The following is a 16,802-nucleotide window of genomic DNA, read 5'->3' as shown; positions in this document are numbered from 1 at the left end:
AGGTGCCCTTCATGGCGCGTCGATGTCGGCGATCAAGGTTTCGAGCGCCAGCTGTTGTTCGAGCACCGTCTGTCCGGCGTGCAGCAGTTCCAGGCGCTGCTCGTCCCATCGCAGGCGAAGTTCGAGGCGTTGCGCCCCGGACACATCGCCCGGCGTTGCGGCTTTTTCCAACCCGGCGGTGAGGTCGGCCTGCATGGCGACGCTCCGGGCCAGGTCGGCGCGCTGTCGCAGCAGGATCGCGCGATCCTGCTGCAGGCGCGTGATGTCGGATCGGGCCTGGGCGAGGCGCAGCGTGTACTCGTCGTGCAGCGCCTGACGCGTCGCCTTTGCGATGGCCACGTTGCCGCGGTTGCGGTTGAAGACCGGCAGGGTCAGCGAGAGCTGGAAGCTGCGCGAGCCGATGGCGTCGGTGTCGCGGCTCCTGGAAAAGCCGACGTCGATCGAGGGGAACTGTTGCCAGATGGCGCGGCGGTAGCGCGCATCCGCGCTCGCGTAGCCGGCCTGCAGTGCCAGCAGGTCGGGGCGGCGTTGCGCGAGCGTGGCGAGGTCGTGGTCGATCTCCGCTTCGCCGGGCGCTGAGGGCGCCATGGGTTCCCGCAGCGTCAGCTTCGCTTCCGGCGACAGGCCAAGCAGCGCATCGAGCGCCTGCCGGCTTGCCAGCAGCTGCCGCGTCATGTCGTCCCGGCGCGACTGCACGCCCTGCAAGGCGGCTTGATCGAGGTCGAGCTCGGCCAGCGACACGTCGCCGCGCGACTGGGCCTGCGCCAGTTGCGCGTGGAAGCGCCCGCGCTGCCCGGTTTCGTCGCGCAACACGTCCAGCATCCTGGCCTGATAGACGCAGCGCACGAACAGCTGCCGGGCGGCGGCGATCACCTGCCATTCCTGCCAAAGCAGATTCAGGTCGACCTGCTTTTCCGTGGCATCGGCGGCACGCACGTCCAGGGCGTGGGCAAGCAGGGCCGTGAGGCCGTAGGTCAGGCCGACGCTGTACGCCGTGCTCTCGGCAGGGCCGCTGGTGGGGTAGCCGCGCGAGAAATCCAGCACCGGATCGGGCAACAGCCCGGCGGCGAACGCCTGCGCATGGGCGATGCCGCGCTGGTCGCGGGCCACCTTCAGCATGGGATTGTTGGCGACGGCGAGCATCGCCACGTCGGTCATGTCCAGGCCGTGCGACGGATCGAAGACATGCTTGCGCAGCGCCGGAATCGGCATCGATGCCGCATCCACCTTCAAGTCCGCGACGCGGTCCGGCAGGCGGGCATCCTGCGCCAGCGGCAGCGGCTGGTAGGTCGCGCAGCCAGCCAACGCCGCGCACAGGGCGAGTCCCAGGAGCCGCATCACGTCCGCGCTCCCCAGCGCAGATAAAGCGCCGGCAGCAGGTTGGTGGAAAGCAGCGCGCTCCACAGCACGCCGCCCAGCACCACGATGGCCAGGCCCTGTTCCGGCGCGGCGCCGGTGCCCAGACCCAGCGCCGTCGGCAGCATGCCCAGCACCGCGGTGAGCGTGGTCAGCACGATGGGGCGCAGGCGCTCGTGGACGGCGCGGCGCACGGCGTCCTCGCGCGGCATGCCCTGCCGCTCGTGGGAGCGCACGTAGGCGAGCAGCACGATGCCGTGATTGAGGCTGACGCCGACCAGGGTGAGCAGGCCGATCAGGCCGGTGGCGTTGAGCCCCACGCCGGAAATGGCCAGCGCCAGCGCCGCGCCGGTGAAGGCGAGCGGCGCCTGCAGCAGCAGGATCAGTGGCAGCCGCCAGCCGCCGAACTGCAAGGCGAGGATGCCCAGGGTGAGCAGCAAGGCCAGCAGCACCGCCAGCCCCAGTGCTTCGACCGTGTGGATCAACTCCGGATACATGCCGCCGAAGGCCACGCGGTATCCGGTCGGCCACGGCACCGACGCCAACGCGGCCTTGGCGGCGGCGATGGTGCTGCCCAGCGGGCCGGTGGGCGTGGCCATGATGCTGAGTGCGCGTTCGCCATCGAGGTGTTCCAACTGGTTGGGCTGCGCCTGCAGCGTCAACTGCGCCACGTGCGCCAACGGCATCCAGCCCTGCGCGCTGAAGATCGGCTCGCGCCCGAGCGCGGCAAGGTCGAGATACGGCGCGTCGGCCTGGCGCATGAAGAGCTCGCGCTGACTGGCGCCATACGGCAGGGTCGCCAGCACGCGGCCATGCAGCAGCAGGTCGAGCTGATCGCCGAGCGCGGCCGGCGTCAGGCCGGCGCTGCGCAGCGCGTCCATGCGTGGCGCGATCTGCAGCTGGGTCACCGGGTAGGCATCGTTGTTGAAGATGTCGGTGAGCGCCGGCACCGTGCGCAGCCTGGCGGCGACGGTTTCCGACAGGCGGCGCAAGGTGTCGATCTGGTCGCCGTAGAGCAGCACCTCGAACGGTTGCGGCAAGCCCGACAGGCTTTCGCCCACGCGCTCGATGGTCGGCGTGCCGATGCTCTGCACCACGCCTGGCTGTTCGGCGACGTCGTGCAGATGCCGGGCGATCCGGTCGAGGCTGTTGGCATCGAACCCCGGCTTGAGCACGATCTGCATCTCGCCGGCAAAGCTGTGCTCGGTGTACGCGGATTCCTCTGGCGAGCCGTTGCGCACGAAGACGTGCGCAACGGCGGGATCCGCCTGCAAGGCATCGCTCATGCGTCGCGACACCGCGATGGCATCGTCCAGCGCGGTGCCGGGTGCGAAGGTGAAGCTGTCGAGCAGCACGCCCTCGTTGGGTAGCGGCAGGAAGTTCACCGGCACGATGGCCAGTGCCCCGACGGAGATCGCGAAGGCGACGGCGGCGACAGCGAGGCTGGCACCGGGGCGGCGCAGGGTCAGCTCCAGCAGCTTGCCGTTGAGGCGCGCGAGGGCGTCCATGCAGCGGCGGCCGCTGCGGAACACGCGTCCCGCACGCGTGCCGCGATGTCCCAGCGCCGCCGGAATCAGGGTCAGTGACACGAGCAGCGAGGCCAGCAGCGCCAGGCTCATCGCCAACGCGAACGGCCGCATGAACAGTCCCGCCAGCCCCGACACCGCCAGCAAGGGCAGATAGGCCGCCACGGTGGTGAGCGTGCCGGTGGTGTCGGCGACCGCGATGTCCGCGACGCCGGCTTGCACGCCGTCCCATCCCTCGCGGCCGTTCTCCCAGCGGTGCTGGATGGCTTCGAGCACGATGATGCCGTCATCCGCCAGCAGGCCCACCGCCAGCGTCAGTGCGCCCAGCGTCAGCAGGTTGAGGCTTTGCCCCAGCGCATACAGGCCGCCGATGGCGAGCAGCAGGCTGGCGGGAATGCTCAGGGCCAGCACGCCCACGCCGTGCTGGCGGCCGAGGATCCAGATCAGCACCAGGATCGCCAGCGCGCCACCGAGCAGGAGGTTGCGCAGCAGGTCGTGCCCGATCAGCGACACCAGATACGACTGGCGATAGATCGGCACCCAGGCGACACCGTGCGGCAGCTGCCCCTGCAAGGACGCCAGGGTCTGCATCACGGCCGCGTCGACCGGTATCGTCGACGCCCCCGCCTGCTTGAACACGATCAGTCCGAGCCCCGATTGACCGTCGACCTGCACGCCGTAATGCACATCGGGCGGCCCGTTGACCACCTGGGCGAGCGCGCCCAGCGGCACCGCGCCGCCGGGCGCGGGCACGGGAATGGTCAGGACGTCGCCGACCTCGACCGGCAGCTGCCGCACCTCCAGCAGCACGTCCTGGTGCCCGAGCGTGGTGCGCCCGGCCGGCGCGAGTACGGTCGCATGGCCGACCGCCGCGGCCAGCGCGTCCACACCGACGTGGTGCTGGATCAACGCGGCGGGATCGGGCTGAATCCAGATCGTGGGCGGGCCCGCGCCGAACAGTTCCACGCGCTGCACGCCGGGCACCGCACGCAGCGCCGGCAGCACGTGGGTGCGGATCGCGTCTTCGGCCTGCCACAGCGGCACGTCGGCCGGCACGCGCAACCCGGCGTCCAGCACCTCGTTCATCGCGTTGCCCATGATCTCGGCATACGGCGTGACCTGCGGCGGCAGGCTGGCGCGGGCGCGGTCGATCGCGCTGTAGACCGCCTGCAGATCCAGCTGCGGATCGCTGCCTTCGGTGAAGCGCACGGTGAACTGCGCGCTGCCCTGGGCGATGGTGGTGCGCAGGTTGTCGACGCCCTGCAGCCCGAGCAGCTGGCCTTCGATCGGGCGCGCGACCAGCGATTCCATCTCCAGCGTGGCGTAGCCCGGCGCGTGCACCACCACGCCGACCTGCGGGAAATCAAAGCGCGGCAGCACCTCGGCCGGGATGCGCCACAGCGCATAGGCGCTGTAGCCGAGCAGCAGGCCGAAGACCATCACCCACGGCAGCGGACGTCGTAGCAGAGTGAGCCATTTCATCAGTCGGGCGGGGTGTATTGCGCGGCGAAGTCGCGGTGGTAGAGCAGGTAGGCGTCGCGCACCACCACCGGCACGCCGGGTGTGAGCCCTGCCGTGACCACCACGTCGTTGCCCTGCGCCGGGCCGGGCGTGACGCCTCGCGCCGCCAGCTTGCCGCCGACGTCGGTGAGCACGTACCACTTGCCGGCATCGAGGATCAGCGACTGCGCTGGCACGGCGATGGCCGATTGCACATGGCCGGTCCAGCTCACCTCGCCGGTTTCGCCGGCTTGCCAGGCGGTGGCATCGACCGGAGCGAAGTTCAGCACGCGGGCGCCGTTGGCGGCGCGCGCGGGCAGCTCGGCAACCAGCCTGACCTTTATGGGCTGCCCGCCGTCGGATGGCGTGAAGCGACCAACCGCCCCGGCTGGCCGCATGGTGCAGAACCATTCTGCGCGCAGCCACCACTGACCGCGCGGCAGCAGGGTCAGCACCGGTGCACCCGCCTGCACGTCGGTGCCGGCGGCGACTTCGATGCTGCCGACGGTCGCTGCGGTGGGGCTGCTCAAGGTGGCCTGCGCTTCCAGCGTGGCCAGGCTGGCGCGTGCGGCGGCTTGCTGGCTCAGCGCGGTGCCCAGCGCCGATTGCGCCGCCGCCAGCGTTTGCCGGTTGCTGGTCAGCGGATAGGTGCGCTGCACGGATTCGGCGGTGTGCCTGGCCGCGACCACGGCCTGCTGCGCGGCCTGCGCCTGCGCGCGCGCCGCGGCGAGTTCGCCATCGAGCTGCGGGCCGCCGAGCGTGGCCAGCACCTGCCCTGCCGCCACCGCCTGTCCGGGTGCCACGCGCAGGTGGACGACGCGCGCCGCCGTGGCCGCGTGCAGCACCAGCGGTGCGATGTTTTCCACGCGAGCCCAGGCGCGGTTTTCCAGCTGGTAGTTCACGGCGCGCGCAGGCAAGGTCACCGGCCCGGCCACCGCCGGCCCGGCCAGCACCATCAGCAAACCCGCGCGCCACCAGAACATGCCTGCCTGCCCGTCATGCCTCGTGCGAGGCGCCAACAGGCATCGATGATAGGCAGGCCATCCGGCAAACCGCGATCAAACGCATGACAAATCTGTCATTGCGCACATCCATGTGCGCAACCCCGCGGGCGTGCAAAACGGCAGTCCTGCCGTTTTGTCATTGCGCCGTTGCGATGCCTGCGCGCAACCCTGCGGGCGCCTTTCGGGTGTGCAAAGTGGTGTCTGATTAGCGACGCGGCTCAGCCGAAAAACCGTTCGCGCTGAGCGTAGCTTGCGATAGCAAGCGCAGTCGAAGCACCCGCAAGCGACCGCCCTTCGACTTTGGCCCCGCGGGCCTACGCTCAGGGCGAACGGTGAGGTGTCGGCTGGGCTTCTTCGCTCGTCAGAAAACGGCAGCCGTGCCGTTTTGTCATCCGTCGCTGTGACGCGGTTGCAGTGCTGGTGGAAAGCGCAGGGTCACCGTGGTGCCGACGCCGGGCTGGCTTTCCAGCGCGACGTCGCCGCCGTGCGCCTCGGCGATGGTCTTGATGATGGCTAGCCCCAGTCCGGTGCCTTCGCCATCGGCGTGCCTGCGTGATGGGCTGACCTGGTAAAAGCGATCGAACACATGCGGCTGATGCGCCGCGTCGATGCCGATGCCACGGTCCACCACGCGCACCTCGGCGCCGCCGTCCGCCAGCGTGCGGAGTTCGACGCGGATGTCCCCGCTTGCCCTGGAATGCTGGATGGCATTCGCCAGCGCGTTGGCCAGTGCCTGCCGGAACAGCACCGGGTCGGCGTGCACCCGGGCGTGGCCTTCCAACTGGATGCCGAGCCCGCGCGACCCGGCGCCGGGGAGCTGCTGGGCGATGACCCATCGGCAAGCCTCTTCGCCATCGAACGCTTCGACGTGGAGCGCGGCGTCGGCGCGTTCGGCGCGCGCCATGAACAGCAGGTTGTCGACCAAGGCGTGCAGGCGGCGGCATTCCTCCAGGTTCGACTCCAGCGCTTCGCGGTATTCGTCGCCAGTGCGCTCGCGCAGCAGGCATACGTCCAGCGAGCTGCGCATGTTGCTCAGGGGCGTGCGCAGCTCGTGCGCGAGGTCGGAGGAGAAGCGCGACAGGCGCTCGAAGGCCTCTTCCAGGCGGCCCAGCATCGAGTTGAACACGGTGACCAGTTCGTCCAGTTCGCGCGGCCAGGGCGGGGCGGTGGGGATGCGCGCCGACAGGTGCTTCGGGGTCACCTCGCGCGCGGCGTTGGCGATGCGCTTGAGCGGCGCCAGTGCGTGTTCGGCCACGAAATACCCGGCCACCATCAGCAGCGGGGTCAACAGCGCGAAGGCCAGCCAGATGGCGTGCCGCAGTTTGGCCAGCAGGCCGGCGTCGCGCGTCACGTCCATGGCGATCTGCACGTGCAGCGCCGCCGCGTTCGATGGGTGCAGGGTCGCCGTCGCCAGCGCGTACACATGCGGGCCGGTCTTCAGCAGGCGGATGGCATCGGGCGCCGACGCGGTGGCGGCGAACCTCGCGGGCGGCAGCACCTCGTGCATGCCGGGCGTTTCGCCCAGGACGCGGCCGGCGGCGGAGAGCACCCGGGCCTGGTACTGGCGCACGTCGCTGGCGTCGGTTTCCTTGGCGATCTCGCGCAGCAGGCTGGCCGGCTGGCCGTGGCCGTCGTCCAGGTCGGTCTGCATTTCCGCGGTCTTCGCCCGCAGGAAGCGCTGGTGCTCGGCATTGAACGTGGCCGACAGCTGCCACATGACCATGCCGGCGAGCAGCGCCATCGCGGCCAGCACCACCAGGGTGTAGAGCAGGGTGAGGCGCCCGCCGATCGAGGGCGCGCGGCTAGCCATCATGGGCGTCGAGCACATAGCCCACGCCGCGTACGGTCTGCAGCATGGGCGAAGGGAAGGGCGCGTCGACCTTGGCGCGCAGCCGGCGCACCACGACGTCCACCACGTTGGTCTGCGTGTCGAAGCACACGCCCCACACGCTTTCGGCGATCAGCGTGCGCGACAGCACCCGCCCCCGATGGCGCGCCAGCAGGAGCAGCAGGGCGTATTCCCTGGGCGTCAGTTGCAGCGGCTGGCCGGCGCGTTCGACGCGATGGCGCAGCAGGTCGAACACGAGGTCGCCGACGCGCAGGCCGTTGTCGCCGGCCACGGACTCCGCCTGCCGGGCGATGTTGCGCACGCGCGCCACCAGTTCGGCAAAGGCGAAGGGTTTCACCAGGTAGTCGTTCGCGCCCAGCTCGAAGCCGCGCACGCGGTCTTCGACGTGGTCGCGCGCGGTGAGGAACAGTACGGGGGTGCGGTTGTGCTCCTTGCGCAACGTCTTGACGAGCGTCCAACCGTCGAGCCCCGGCAGCATGATGTCCAGCACGGCGGCATCGAACGCGTGCTCGCGCAGCAGGCCCAGGGCGGCCTGCCCGTCTTCGACGGCTTCGACGGCAAACCCGAGCTCATGGAACCCTTGCGCGACGTAGCGCCGCGTCTTGGCTTCATCCTCGGCTATGAGAATCCGCACGCAGGGGTGCCCTCCGGTTCCTGTGCCATCCATGCGCGACAGGCTGACATCAAAAGCGGGAAAGCGCCAACGCCACCGGAGGGATGCGGTGGCGGTTCGCCGGCGTGGTGGTGTGGCCGCATTCGGTTGCTGCGCGCGACCCGGGCGGGCAAAGTCCGGCCGATGGCTGGTCCTGGTCGTTCCGGGATACGCATGCGGCAGGCAGCAGCGGTTTTTTGTCGAAGCCCATGGCGGGCTCCTGGCGTGGCGTTCTGCGGCAGCAGTCCCCGCCGCAGCCCCTCTCCCGCTGTGGGAGAGGGGCTGGAAGCCGGTCAGCCCTTCGGCGCCGGCCCCTTCACCGCGGTCACCAGCCCGGTGGGCCGCAGGTACTTCGTGAACGCCTGCTGCACCTCGGGCGCGGTGAGCGAGAGGTAGTGCTCGCCGGCCACGGTCATCGCATCCAGCGGCTTGCCCTGCTGCGACAGCATCAGCAACTGGCCGCCGATGGCATCGAAGCTGGATTCGCCCAGCGGGATGCGGCGCAGGAGGATGCCCTTGGCTTGCTTGAGTTCCGTCTCAGTCACCGGCGCGTTCTGCATCTGCTTCAAGTCCTGCACCACAAGCTGGCTGGCGGCGCCGACCTTGTCGGGATCGCAGCCGAAGTTGACGGTGTAGCTGCCGCGGTTTTTCTGGGTATCCAGCCCCACGCCCACGGTGTAGACCAGGCCGTGCTTCTCGCGTAGGTCGCGGGTGAGGCGCGAGGCGTAGAAGCCGCCGCCCAGCACCTGGTTGCCCAGAGTGATGGCGTAGCGCGCCGGGTCGTTCTGGGTGATATCGATGGTCTGCGTCATCTCCACGCTGTCCTGCACCGCGCTGGCGTCGGGCACGTCGAGCTTGCCGGGCTGGTTCGCCGGCACGGCGGCGTAGTCGGTGGCGGGCGTGGCGCCGCTGGCCTTCCAGTCGCCGAAGGCCTGTTCGACGATGGCCTTGGCCTGCGCCGGATCGACCTTGCCGACCACCACGATGGTGGTCAGGTCGGGGCGGAAGGTCTGCGCGTAATAGGCCTTCACCTTGTCCGGCGTCAGCGCCATCACGCCCTGCGGCGTGGGGTGGCGCAGCGAGGCGTCGCCTTCCGGCAGCAAGGCCTTGCCCACGGCCTGCTGGTACAGGAAGCTGGGTGATTGCAGCGTGCCTACCAGCATGCCGGCGGTCTGCTTCTGCACCAGCGGGAAGGCCTGTGCCGGCAGTGCCGGGTGCAGCTCGTGGTCGGCGAGCAGCTTCACACCATCGGCGAAGTGCGCGGACGGCACCGCCAGCGAGAAGTCGTAGCCGGCGCTTTCATGCGCGCCGATGGCATCCAGCGCGGCCTGGAATTGCAGGCGGTTCAGGTGCTCGGTGCCGAACGGGAACAGGCCGGAGAGCAGCTCGGCCACGCCTTCCTCGCCCTTGGCGGCTTGCAGGTCCTGGTTGGTCTTGATCGCGCCGTACAGCTCCACCGTGTCGCTGATGGCTTCGGGCTGCACGATCAGCTTGAGGCCGTTGGCGAGTGTGTAGCTCACGGGCTTGAGCGACGAGGCCGGCACGCTGAGCTTGGCGAAGGCCTGCTCCGCCCACGCCGGCAGCTGCACCGGCTTGTCCGGCGTGGAAGCGAAGCTCTCGGCGCCGCCGAAGCCCTTGCTGGCCACCGGCTTGCCCGAGCTTTCCGGGGTGAGGATGGCGGTGATCGCATGCTTGGGATCGAAGGTCGCCTTGGCCAGCGCGTTCACGGCCTCGGGCGTCACTGCTTCGATGGCCGCCTTGATCGCATCGGGCGAGTCGGCGTTCTGGAAGGCCAGCGCGTCCGACCACGCATTGGCGAGGCCTTCCACCGAGTTCTTCTTGAATTCCAGATCGGAGATCGCCTTGCGCTTGGCGGCATCCACCAGCGCCGGGTCGATGCCCTTGCTGGCCGCCTCGGCGAGGATGGCCTGCATCTTCGCGAGAATCGGCTGCGGGTTGCCGCCCTTGGGGAAGATGCCCACCGCCATGCCCACGCCGGCCTGCGGCATGCTCTGGCCGAAGAAGCCGCCGAACAGCGCGGTGCCGTCAAAGCGCATGCCGGCCAGCGCCGCGCGCTGTGAACCCAGCGCCTGGCTCAGCACCAGCGCGGTGGCGTGATCCTTCGAGGTGAGGCCGGGCAGGCGATAGCCCAGGTACACCGAGCCGTAGGGATTGTCGGTGGGCAACTGCACCGTCTTGGCTTCCACCGGCTTGAAGTCGAACGCGGGGCGCGCGGGCAGCGCCTTCTGCGCGATGCCGCCGAACTCCGCCTTCACCTTGGCCAGCGTGGCGGTCGGGTCGACGTCGCCCGCGATCACCAGGATCGCGTTGTTGGGCGCGTACCAGGTGTCGTGGAAGTTCTTCAACATCGCCGCCGTGGTCTTGGCGAAGGAATCGCGCGTGCCCAGCGGCGTGTGCGCGTAGGGCGTGCCGGAAAACATCTGCTCCAGCAGCTGCGAGTAGAACTTGAAATCGGGGCTGGAAAGATCGCGCATCACCTCTTGCGTGATCGCGCCGCGCTCCTTGTCCCATTCCTTCTGATCCATGTCCACGCCGCGCATGCGCAGGCTTTGCACCTTGAGCGCCACGTCCAGATCCTGCGCCGGCGCCACGAAGTAATACTGGGTCACGCCCTGGGTGGTGTCGGCGTTGAACGCGCCGCCCATGTTCGCGGCGATCGCCGCGAGTTGATCCTTGCTGAGGCCCGGGCTGCCGCGGAACATCATGTGTTCCACCGCGTGCGCGGTGCCGGGGAAGGCCGCCGGCACTTCGTCCGAACCGGCGAGGTAATTCATCTCGGTGGTGACCACCGGCGCGAGCGTGTCACGCACGATCACCACGCGCAGGCCGTTGTCCAGCGTGGCGCGGGTGACGTCGGTGTTGCCGGCCGCGGCCATCGCGCCGGTGGCGGCGAGGGCGAGGCTGATGGCGGCGGCCAGTTGCAGAGCTTGCTTCTTCATCGTGTAGTCCTTGCTTTCATGGGAAGAACCGGATGCCCCCGCGTCCGGGCGTTGCGGTGAAACGTGTCGATCAGTGGGTGCCGTCGGCGTGTGCGGTGGCGCGCGCGACGGCGAGGATGGGGCCGCGCGCGCGACGCTGGATCAGGATTTCCGTGGCTGCGAAGGCGAGCATGCTCAGCGGCAGCAGGTACTGGGTCGCGCGATACCAGAGGGTGTCATCCGGCATGAAGCCAAGCGCCAGCGTGGCACTGAACATGGCGAATGCGGCGAGTTGCCAGTGGCGATAGTGCTGGCGCGCCAGCGTGGTCTGCTCGCGGATGAGACATTCGGCCGTGGCGAAAGGCAGTCCGAACTCGCGCTGCAATCCTTGGGTGGTGATGCGTTGCATGTGCTGTCTCTAGTGCTTGAGTGAGCCGGCGATGCCGGCAAATCCTGTGTTGGCTGGCGTGTGCGGATTCACGGCACATTCGCCAGAAACGGATGCGGTCGCGCCTGCATGCCCTGCCAGCCGCGCCGGCCCAGCCACAGCAGCGCCACGATGGCGGCGGCCCAGACGATGGCGAGTGTGGCGATGGTGGTTTCCCCCATGGGCTGTGCGTGCCGCCCCAGACTGGAGATGATCGACAGGAAGGTGCTTGCCGATACCAAAAGGCCCATCGCGCCCAGCAGCACGCCCATGCTCCAGCCCGGCAGCGGCTTGCCGCCGAAGGTGGCAAGCTGGCTCGCCACCACCACGCCAGCGCAGCCCAACTGGCCCAGCGTCGCGAACAGCCATAGCGCGGGGCCGGCGTGCATGGCCAGCGCGGCGGCCAGCACCAGCGCCAGCAGCAAGGCTTGCAGCAGCAGCGGTCGCAGCAGCGCGGCGCGCAGCAGGTGGTGGCGCAGCGCATCGGCATCGCCCAGGCCGGGCAGCAGCGCCAGCAGCGGCAGTTCGGCGTTGGCGCGCCGCCAGCCTCTCCACGGCAGCAGGCTGCCCATCACCATCAGGGCGATGCCGCCCATCAGGCCCAGCCAGCCGATCACGTTGACGCCCACGCCAAGCAGCACCTTGTGCAGCACGTCGCCGTGCGCCTCGCCGGCCTGCATCACGGCCATCATCGGAATGAACAGCAGCAGCGGCAGGCCCATGCGCGCGAAACAACGCGCATGGCTGCGCGGCGTTTGCGGCGCGAGGTGTTCGCCCAACGCCACGCGCAGCGCTCGTACCGGCGTGTTCGGGCCGATGCCGTCGAGCCGGATCGCGGGCGCCGCACGGGACTGGCGCGCGCCGCTGGCCGACGTCGCGCGATCATGCAGCGCGGCGCCCAAGAGACCGCCGTTCATGCCGCCGTTGCGGCGGTACTGCAACACCATCGCGCTGCCCAGCCCGGTTTCCGCCGGTGCCTCGGCGCGCAGCAGCCGTCGCCAGCAGAAGGCGCAGGCCGCCACCAGCGCGACGAGTACCGCCAGCCCCAGCGGCACGAAACCCGGCTGACCGGGAAAGGGGATGTGCGCATGGTGCTGCAAGCCGATGGCTAGCGCTGGCAGAAAGCCGAGCGCCACCGTGAAGTAGCGCGGCGTCAGCGGCGACGCCAACCCTGCACTCGCCGCCAGCGCCGCCACCAGCGCGACCGTGGCCGCGTCGCCGCCCAGCGGCACGAACATCGCCAGCGGCAGGGCCACCGCGATGAGCCCGTACAGCAGCAGGCTGCCCGTGATGGATCGCTCGATGTCAGGCAGCCGCAGCCGCCGCGCGTCGATGGCCACCAGCATCAGGCAAGCCATCACGCACATCCAGAAATAGCCCACGCCGAAGGCGTACAGCATCATCCCGTAACGCCAACCATGCGTGCCGCCCACATAAGCGGCCACGCCCGCGCCGGCCACGCACAACAACAAACCGAAGCCGCCGCCCAGCCAGCGCAGCGAGCGGTGCACGGTGCGCCAGGGCAGCCAGAGGGAGAGGGGCAGGTTCATCGTGATGACTCAGAGGGCGGTGGGCAGGAAGGGGTGCGGGCGATGCTGGAAGCGTTGCCAGCCGCGCCAGGCCAGGTTCACAAGTGGAGCCAGCAGTGCGGCCCAGACCACGGCCATCGCCAGCAGCACGTAATGTGCGGCGGTGGACGAGATGTCGGTCATGGCGGCCATGCCGCCGCCGGTACTGATGACGATGATGGCGCCGAGCAGGAAGCCTTTGCGGCCCCAGCCATCCATGGGCAGGCCACCCAGCGTGGCCAGGGTGAAGGCCAGCAGCATGCCCATGCCCAGCAGTTGATCGAGCGTCACCATGGCCCAGCCCACCGTGCCCAGTTGCAGCCACGCGGCCACGCCCAGGCTGGCGATCAGCAACAGGCATTGGGCGCCGAAGCTTGGCAACAAACAGGCCTGCAACAGGCTGCGCTTGATCTCGGCACGGCTGGCCAGGCCCGGCAGCAAGGCCAACAGCGGCAACTCGGCGCGGTTGCTGGCCCAGAGACGTTGCAGCTTCATGGTTTGTATCTGGGCAAACAACGGGCTGGCGATGCCGGCATAGATCAACGCCATGCTGATGTCACCGTCGGGTTTGCGGTTGCCGTACCCGGTCAGCCATACGAGCGCGGCAGCGAGGGCAACGGCGCTCAGCAGGCTGGCGACATGCCGCGTTCGGCTGGCGAGGGTTTGCGGCATGGCCCAGCCGCCGAGCGCCACGCCCAGGCTCGCGCCCAGCGCGATTTCGACAAACGCGAGCATGAGGTGGCCGTCCAGCGCGCCCAGCGCCAGCGCAGGCAGCGCGATGGTGATGCTCGCATACAGCGCCAGGCTGGCGTGGACGTCGCGTTCGAGCACGGGCATGCGCAGGTGGTTGGCCGTGTGCAACAGCAGCAGCGACGACGACATGACCGTGGCCCAGAACAGAAGATCCATCAGGGCGGCGATGTGCGCGGCAGGCACAACCGCCAGCGTGCTTGCGTTGATGCCCGTGTCATCGAATGCAGCGCCGAGCACGATCACCGCCGCGAGCACGGTGGAGAGGCCGGCGAGGGGGCGGCGGCTGTCCTTCGACAGTGCCATCCATGGAAGCATCAGCAGGTGTCGGAGGTTCATGCGGCGACTTCGTTGCGGGAGTGGTGGATGGGCGACATGGCGGAACTCACGCCGCGGGCAGGAAGGGATGCGGGCGATGCTGGAAGGCGTGCCAGCCGCGTTGGATCAGCCAGGTCAGCACCAGCGCCGCCACGAGCCATGCAAGCAGCAGCCAGGACTCCGTCGTGGCGAAGCCGGCGTGGATGAAGAGGGACAGGATGGGAAACAGCAGGCTCAGGGCGATCAGTGCCGTCAGCGGGACGAACAGCAGCCACGCGACCCAGGCAGGCAAGGGGCGCCCACCATAGACGCGTAGCGCCTGCGTCACGATCACGCCCAGCGATGCCAAGGTGGGCAGGGCCACCAGCAACAGATCCAGCCCGTGCAAGTGCGACGCCAGTGCGGCGGCCAGCACGACCAGCAGGATCAAGGCCAACGACACGGTGGGCCCGGCGAGGGTGGCGCGCAGCAGTTTGTGGCGTTGTTCATCGGCATCGCCCAGCCCCGGCAACAAGGCCAGCAGGGAAAGCTCTGCTTGCGGGCGCTGCCAGCGTTGTTGCAACTGCGCGCCGATGGTCAGGGCCAGTATGGGGCCGCCCAGCAGGCAGCTGCCGCCGATGTAGGCCAGTGCGATCAACTCCAAGTTTGCCCGCAGGAACGACAGGCCGTGCTTGTCGGTAAGTACAAGGGTGAACACTAGGGCTATGGCCACCACTTGCAGCAAGGCGATGGCCGCCATCCGCAGATGGCTGGCCAGTGTCTTGGGCAGGTAATGGCCACCCAGCGCGATGCGCAGTGCCAGCACGCGCGAGTGCGGGCCGGCATCGCGCAGTGCGGCGCGCGGCTGCAGCCAATTTGGCCGCCGACGGATCATCTGCACGCTGCTGGCATCGAGGTCGCTGCCGAGGAAGCCAGCGGCGTCCATGCGATGGAAATGCATCACCAGCGGCTTGCGCAGGCCAGAGGCATGGTCGGCGCCGCCGCGCACGAGCTGGCGCCAGCGCAGCGCGACGACGGTCACCAACACCACCAGCGTGGACGCGAGTCCAGCTTGCCAGCTCAGGTCGGGCAGGGCTGGCAGATGCAGGGTCTGCTTCAGGCCGGAATACAGGGCGGGCAGCATGCACGCCAGCGAGACGGCATAGCTCGGCAGCAGGGTAAAGGCCAAACCGCCCATCGTCGCCGAAGCCGCGATCAGCGCGGTCAGGACGCTGTCGGTGTTGGGCAGCGCGTGCAGCGCCACCGCCGGCAAGCCGACCGTGAGCACGGCGTAGCACGCCAGACCGTGGATGGCCGCCTGCTGCATGCGTGGCAGGCCGAGGCGGCGCGCGTCGATGGCCAGGATCAGGGTGGCGGACAGCCACAGTGCCCACAGAAAAAATGCGCCCACGGCGTAAAGCACGGCGCACGCCTGCCAGCGGCGCGGCCCCGGCATGAACACGCCAATGGCCACAGCGCCGAGGATGCACAGCGCCATGATGGCGAGTGCGGCCCATCGCTGCGAGGCGCGCGAGGCGCGCCAGGGCGTGAGCAAAGCGTCGGCCAGCCACGCTTTCATTCCGCGATTTCCACGAACAGATCCTCCAGCCCCAGCGCATCGACGCGCGCGCCGGCCAGGTCGGCGGCTTCGGGCCAGCGTCCTTGCGCGTCGCGTTCGACGACGAGGCTCAGGCTGCCGTCTTCGTGGCGACGGCGGCTGAGCGCTTGGGTGGGTGCCACGGCGCTTTTGGCCGCCGGCAGCCACAGCCGGCCGTAGCGTTCCTTGGTGTCGTCCACGCTGGCGCGCAGCAGCAGGCGACCTTCGTGCAGGAAGGCGATCTCCGAAGCCACGCGTTCGAGGTCAGAGACGATATGCGTGGAGAACAGCACCGTGGTGCCGCTCTCGCCGGCGCGCAGCGCCACTTCGCGCAGCAGCTCGCGGCGCGCGACGGGGTCGAGCGCGGCGGCGGGTTCGTCCAGCACCAGCAGTTCCGGCTGCGAGGCCAGCGCGCGGATCAGGTCCACCCGCTGGCGCTCGCCGGGCGAGAGCTTGGCCAGGAGTTTGTTCGGCTGGATGTGCCAGCGCTCCAGCGTCTTTTTGGCGAAGCCCTCGTCCCAGCGCGGGTAGAAGCGGCCGACGAAATCCAGCATCTGCTGCGCGGTGAGCCAGGCCAGCGCCTCGGGCTGCTGCGGCACGTAGGCGAGGCGTTCCTTGCTGCGGTCGGAGAGTTTGAGCGCCGGTTCGCCGAATACCGTGGCGGTGCCCGCGAGCGGTTCGAGCAGGCCGAGCATGGCGCGGATCAGGGTGGATTTGCCGGCGCCGTTGCGCCCAATCAGGCCGAGCACGCTGCCCGGTTCCAGCGCAAGATCGACGCCGCACAGCACGTTGCTGCCTTCGTAGCTGTGGATCAGGCCGTGGGCGGCGAGCGGCGCGGCGGACGGGTTTTCGCGAAGCATGGCGTTCATGGTGGTTCCCCTGGGCAAGCGATTAGGTGTTCAAGGCGATGGGCAACGGGCGATTCATCCGTCCAGCAGCCGGGTCAGCCGGCGCAGGATCGGGTCGGCGGGAAGCTCCAGCTCGCGCGCATGGCGGGCGAGCTCGACGAGTTGCGGTTCGATCAGACCGAGACGCTGGTGTTCGCTCTGGCTGGCGCGGCGCGTGGCGGCCACCGCCATGCCCTTGCCGCGCAGGCGCTCCAGCAGGCCCTCGGACTCGGCCAGGCCGTAGGCGCGCGACACCGTCATCGGGTTGATGGCGTGGAAGCCGGCCACCTCGCGCACCGATGGCAGCAGCTCACCGGCGGCGAGCTGGCCGCCAGCAATCAGCCGCCGCAACTGCTCCACGATCTGCCGATAGATTGGCTCGGGGGCATTGGGTTGAATGGTGAGCAAGGAGGCATCCATGTGTATCAATACAACAATACACGTGGATGA

General features: G+C 69.3%; 13 protein-coding genes. All 13 read right to left on the bottom strand.

Going from position 1 to position 16,802, the window contains the following annotated elements; genetic code table 11:
* Positions 1–9: 9 nt before the first annotated feature.
* The 13 genes from AC3WQA_RS05880 to AC3WQA_RS05820 all read right to left on the bottom strand — a co-directional run bounded on the left by AC3WQA_RS05880 (position 10) and on the right by AC3WQA_RS05820 (position 16,772).
* Positions 10–1,341, bottom strand: coding sequence for a TolC family protein (locus tag AC3WQA_RS05880; protein WP_492674140.1), 1,332 nt, complete (start codon positions 1,339–1,341; stop codon positions 10–12).
* The gene (locus AC3WQA_RS05875; protein WP_492674139.1) at positions 1,338–4,364 is read right to left on the bottom strand and encodes an efflux RND transporter permease subunit; all 3,027 of its coding nucleotides are present in this window, start codon (positions 4,362–4,364) and stop codon (positions 1,338–1,340) included. The genes AC3WQA_RS05880 and AC3WQA_RS05875 overlap by 4 nt, the downstream gene beginning before the upstream one ends.
* Complete coding sequence (locus AC3WQA_RS05870) at positions 4,364–5,365, bottom strand: efflux RND transporter periplasmic adaptor subunit (protein ID WP_492674138.1); 1,002 nt, start codon at positions 5,363–5,365, stop codon at positions 4,364–4,366. The genes AC3WQA_RS05875 and AC3WQA_RS05870 overlap by 1 nt, the downstream gene beginning before the upstream one ends.
* 409 nt (positions 5,366–5,774) lie before the next feature.
* Complete coding sequence (locus tag AC3WQA_RS05865; RefSeq protein ID WP_492674137.1) at positions 5,775–7,199, bottom strand: heavy metal sensor histidine kinase; 1,425 nt, start codon at positions 7,197–7,199, stop codon at positions 5,775–5,777.
* Positions 7,189–7,869, bottom strand: a complete 681-nt coding sequence (locus AC3WQA_RS05860; protein ID WP_492674136.1) for a heavy metal response regulator transcription factor — start codon at positions 7,867–7,869, stop codon at positions 7,189–7,191. The genes AC3WQA_RS05865 and AC3WQA_RS05860 overlap by 11 nt, the downstream gene beginning before the upstream one ends.
* A gap of 49 nt (positions 7,870–7,918) precedes the next feature.
* Positions 7,919–8,098, bottom strand: coding sequence for a hypothetical protein (locus AC3WQA_RS05855; RefSeq protein WP_492674135.1), 180 nt, complete (start codon positions 8,096–8,098; stop codon positions 7,919–7,921).
* Positions 8,099–8,180: 82 nt separating this feature from the next.
* On the bottom strand, positions 8,181–10,847 hold the full coding sequence (locus AC3WQA_RS05850) for a M16 family metallopeptidase (protein ID WP_492674134.1): 2,667 nt from the start codon (positions 10,845–10,847) through the stop codon (positions 8,181–8,183).
* A 70-nt stretch (positions 10,848–10,917) separates the two neighbouring features.
* On the bottom strand, positions 10,918–11,235 hold the full coding sequence (locus AC3WQA_RS05845) for a hypothetical protein (protein ID WP_492674133.1): 318 nt from the start codon (positions 11,233–11,235) through the stop codon (positions 10,918–10,920).
* A 68-nt stretch (positions 11,236–11,303) separates the two neighbouring features.
* Entirely contained in the window at positions 11,304–12,803 is a 1,500-nt protein-coding gene (locus AC3WQA_RS05840; protein WP_492674132.1) for a hypothetical protein, read from the bottom strand.
* A gap of 9 nt (positions 12,804–12,812) precedes the next feature.
* A complete protein-coding gene (locus tag AC3WQA_RS05835) occupies positions 12,813–13,910 on the bottom strand; it encodes a hypothetical protein (protein ID WP_492674131.1) in 1,098 nt (365 codons plus the stop codon).
* A 46-nt stretch (positions 13,911–13,956) separates the two neighbouring features.
* On the bottom strand, positions 13,957–15,447 hold the full coding sequence (locus AC3WQA_RS05830; RefSeq protein ID WP_492674130.1) for a hypothetical protein: 1,491 nt from the start codon (positions 15,445–15,447) through the stop codon (positions 13,957–13,959).
* Positions 15,444–16,334 (bottom strand): ABC transporter ATP-binding protein, encoded by an 891-nt coding sequence (locus AC3WQA_RS05825; protein WP_492674129.1) that lies wholly within the window; start codon positions 16,332–16,334, stop codon positions 15,444–15,446. Before AC3WQA_RS05825 ends, AC3WQA_RS05830 begins: the two co-directional genes overlap by 4 nt.
* A gap of 54 nt (positions 16,335–16,388) precedes the next feature.
* Positions 16,389–16,772: a GntR family transcriptional regulator gene (locus tag AC3WQA_RS05820; RefSeq protein WP_492674128.1), complete on the bottom strand. Its 384-nt coding sequence runs from the start codon at positions 16,770–16,772 to the stop codon at positions 16,389–16,391.
* Positions 16,773–16,802: the final 30 nt, after the last annotated feature.

This window comes from Rhodanobacter sp. FW106-PBR-R2A-2-24, from assembly GCF_058789615.1.
Note: the sequence above shows the minus strand (reverse complement) of the source record. Positions and strands in the feature narration are given on the sequence as shown.

What these genes read in the sequence shown, in the direction of transcription:
- AC3WQA_RS05875 (WP_492674139.1), bottom strand. Translation starts at nt 4,364, where the DNA reads ATGAAATGGCTCACTCTGCTACGACGTCCGCTGCCGTGGGTGATGGTC.
- AC3WQA_RS05870 (WP_492674138.1), bottom strand. Translation starts at nt 5,365, where the DNA reads ATGTTCTGGTGGCGCGCGGGTTTGCTGATGGTGCTGGCCGGGCCGGCG.
- AC3WQA_RS05865 (WP_492674137.1), bottom strand. Translation starts at nt 7,199, where the DNA reads ATGATGGCTAGCCGCGCGCCCTCGATCGGCGGGCGCCTCACCCTGCTC.
- AC3WQA_RS05855 (WP_492674135.1), bottom strand. Translation starts at nt 8,098, where the DNA reads ATGGGCTTCGACAAAAAACCGCTGCTGCCTGCCGCATGCGTATCCCGG.
- AC3WQA_RS05850 (WP_492674134.1), bottom strand. Translation starts at nt 10,847, where the DNA reads ATGAAGAAGCAAGCTCTGCAACTGGCCGCCGCCATCAGCCTCGCCCTC.
- AC3WQA_RS05845 (WP_492674133.1), bottom strand. Translation starts at nt 11,235, where the DNA reads ATGCAACGCATCACCACCCAAGGATTGCAGCGCGAGTTCGGACTGCCT.
- AC3WQA_RS05840 (WP_492674132.1), bottom strand. Translation starts at nt 12,803, where the DNA reads ATGAACCTGCCCCTCTCCCTCTGGCTGCCCTGGCGCACCGTGCACCGC.
- AC3WQA_RS05835 (WP_492674131.1), bottom strand. Translation starts at nt 13,910, where the DNA reads ATGAACCTCCGACACCTGCTGATGCTTCCATGGATGGCACTGTCGAAG.
- AC3WQA_RS05830 (WP_492674130.1), bottom strand. Translation starts at nt 15,447, where the DNA reads ATGAAAGCGTGGCTGGCCGACGCTTTGCTCACGCCCTGGCGCGCCTCG.
- AC3WQA_RS05825 (WP_492674129.1), bottom strand. Translation starts at nt 16,334, where the DNA reads ATGAACGCCATGCTTCGCGAAAACCCGTCCGCCGCGCCGCTCGCCGCC.
- AC3WQA_RS05820 (WP_492674128.1), bottom strand. Translation starts at nt 16,772, where the DNA reads ATGGATGCCTCCTTGCTCACCATTCAACCCAATGCCCCCGAGCCAATC.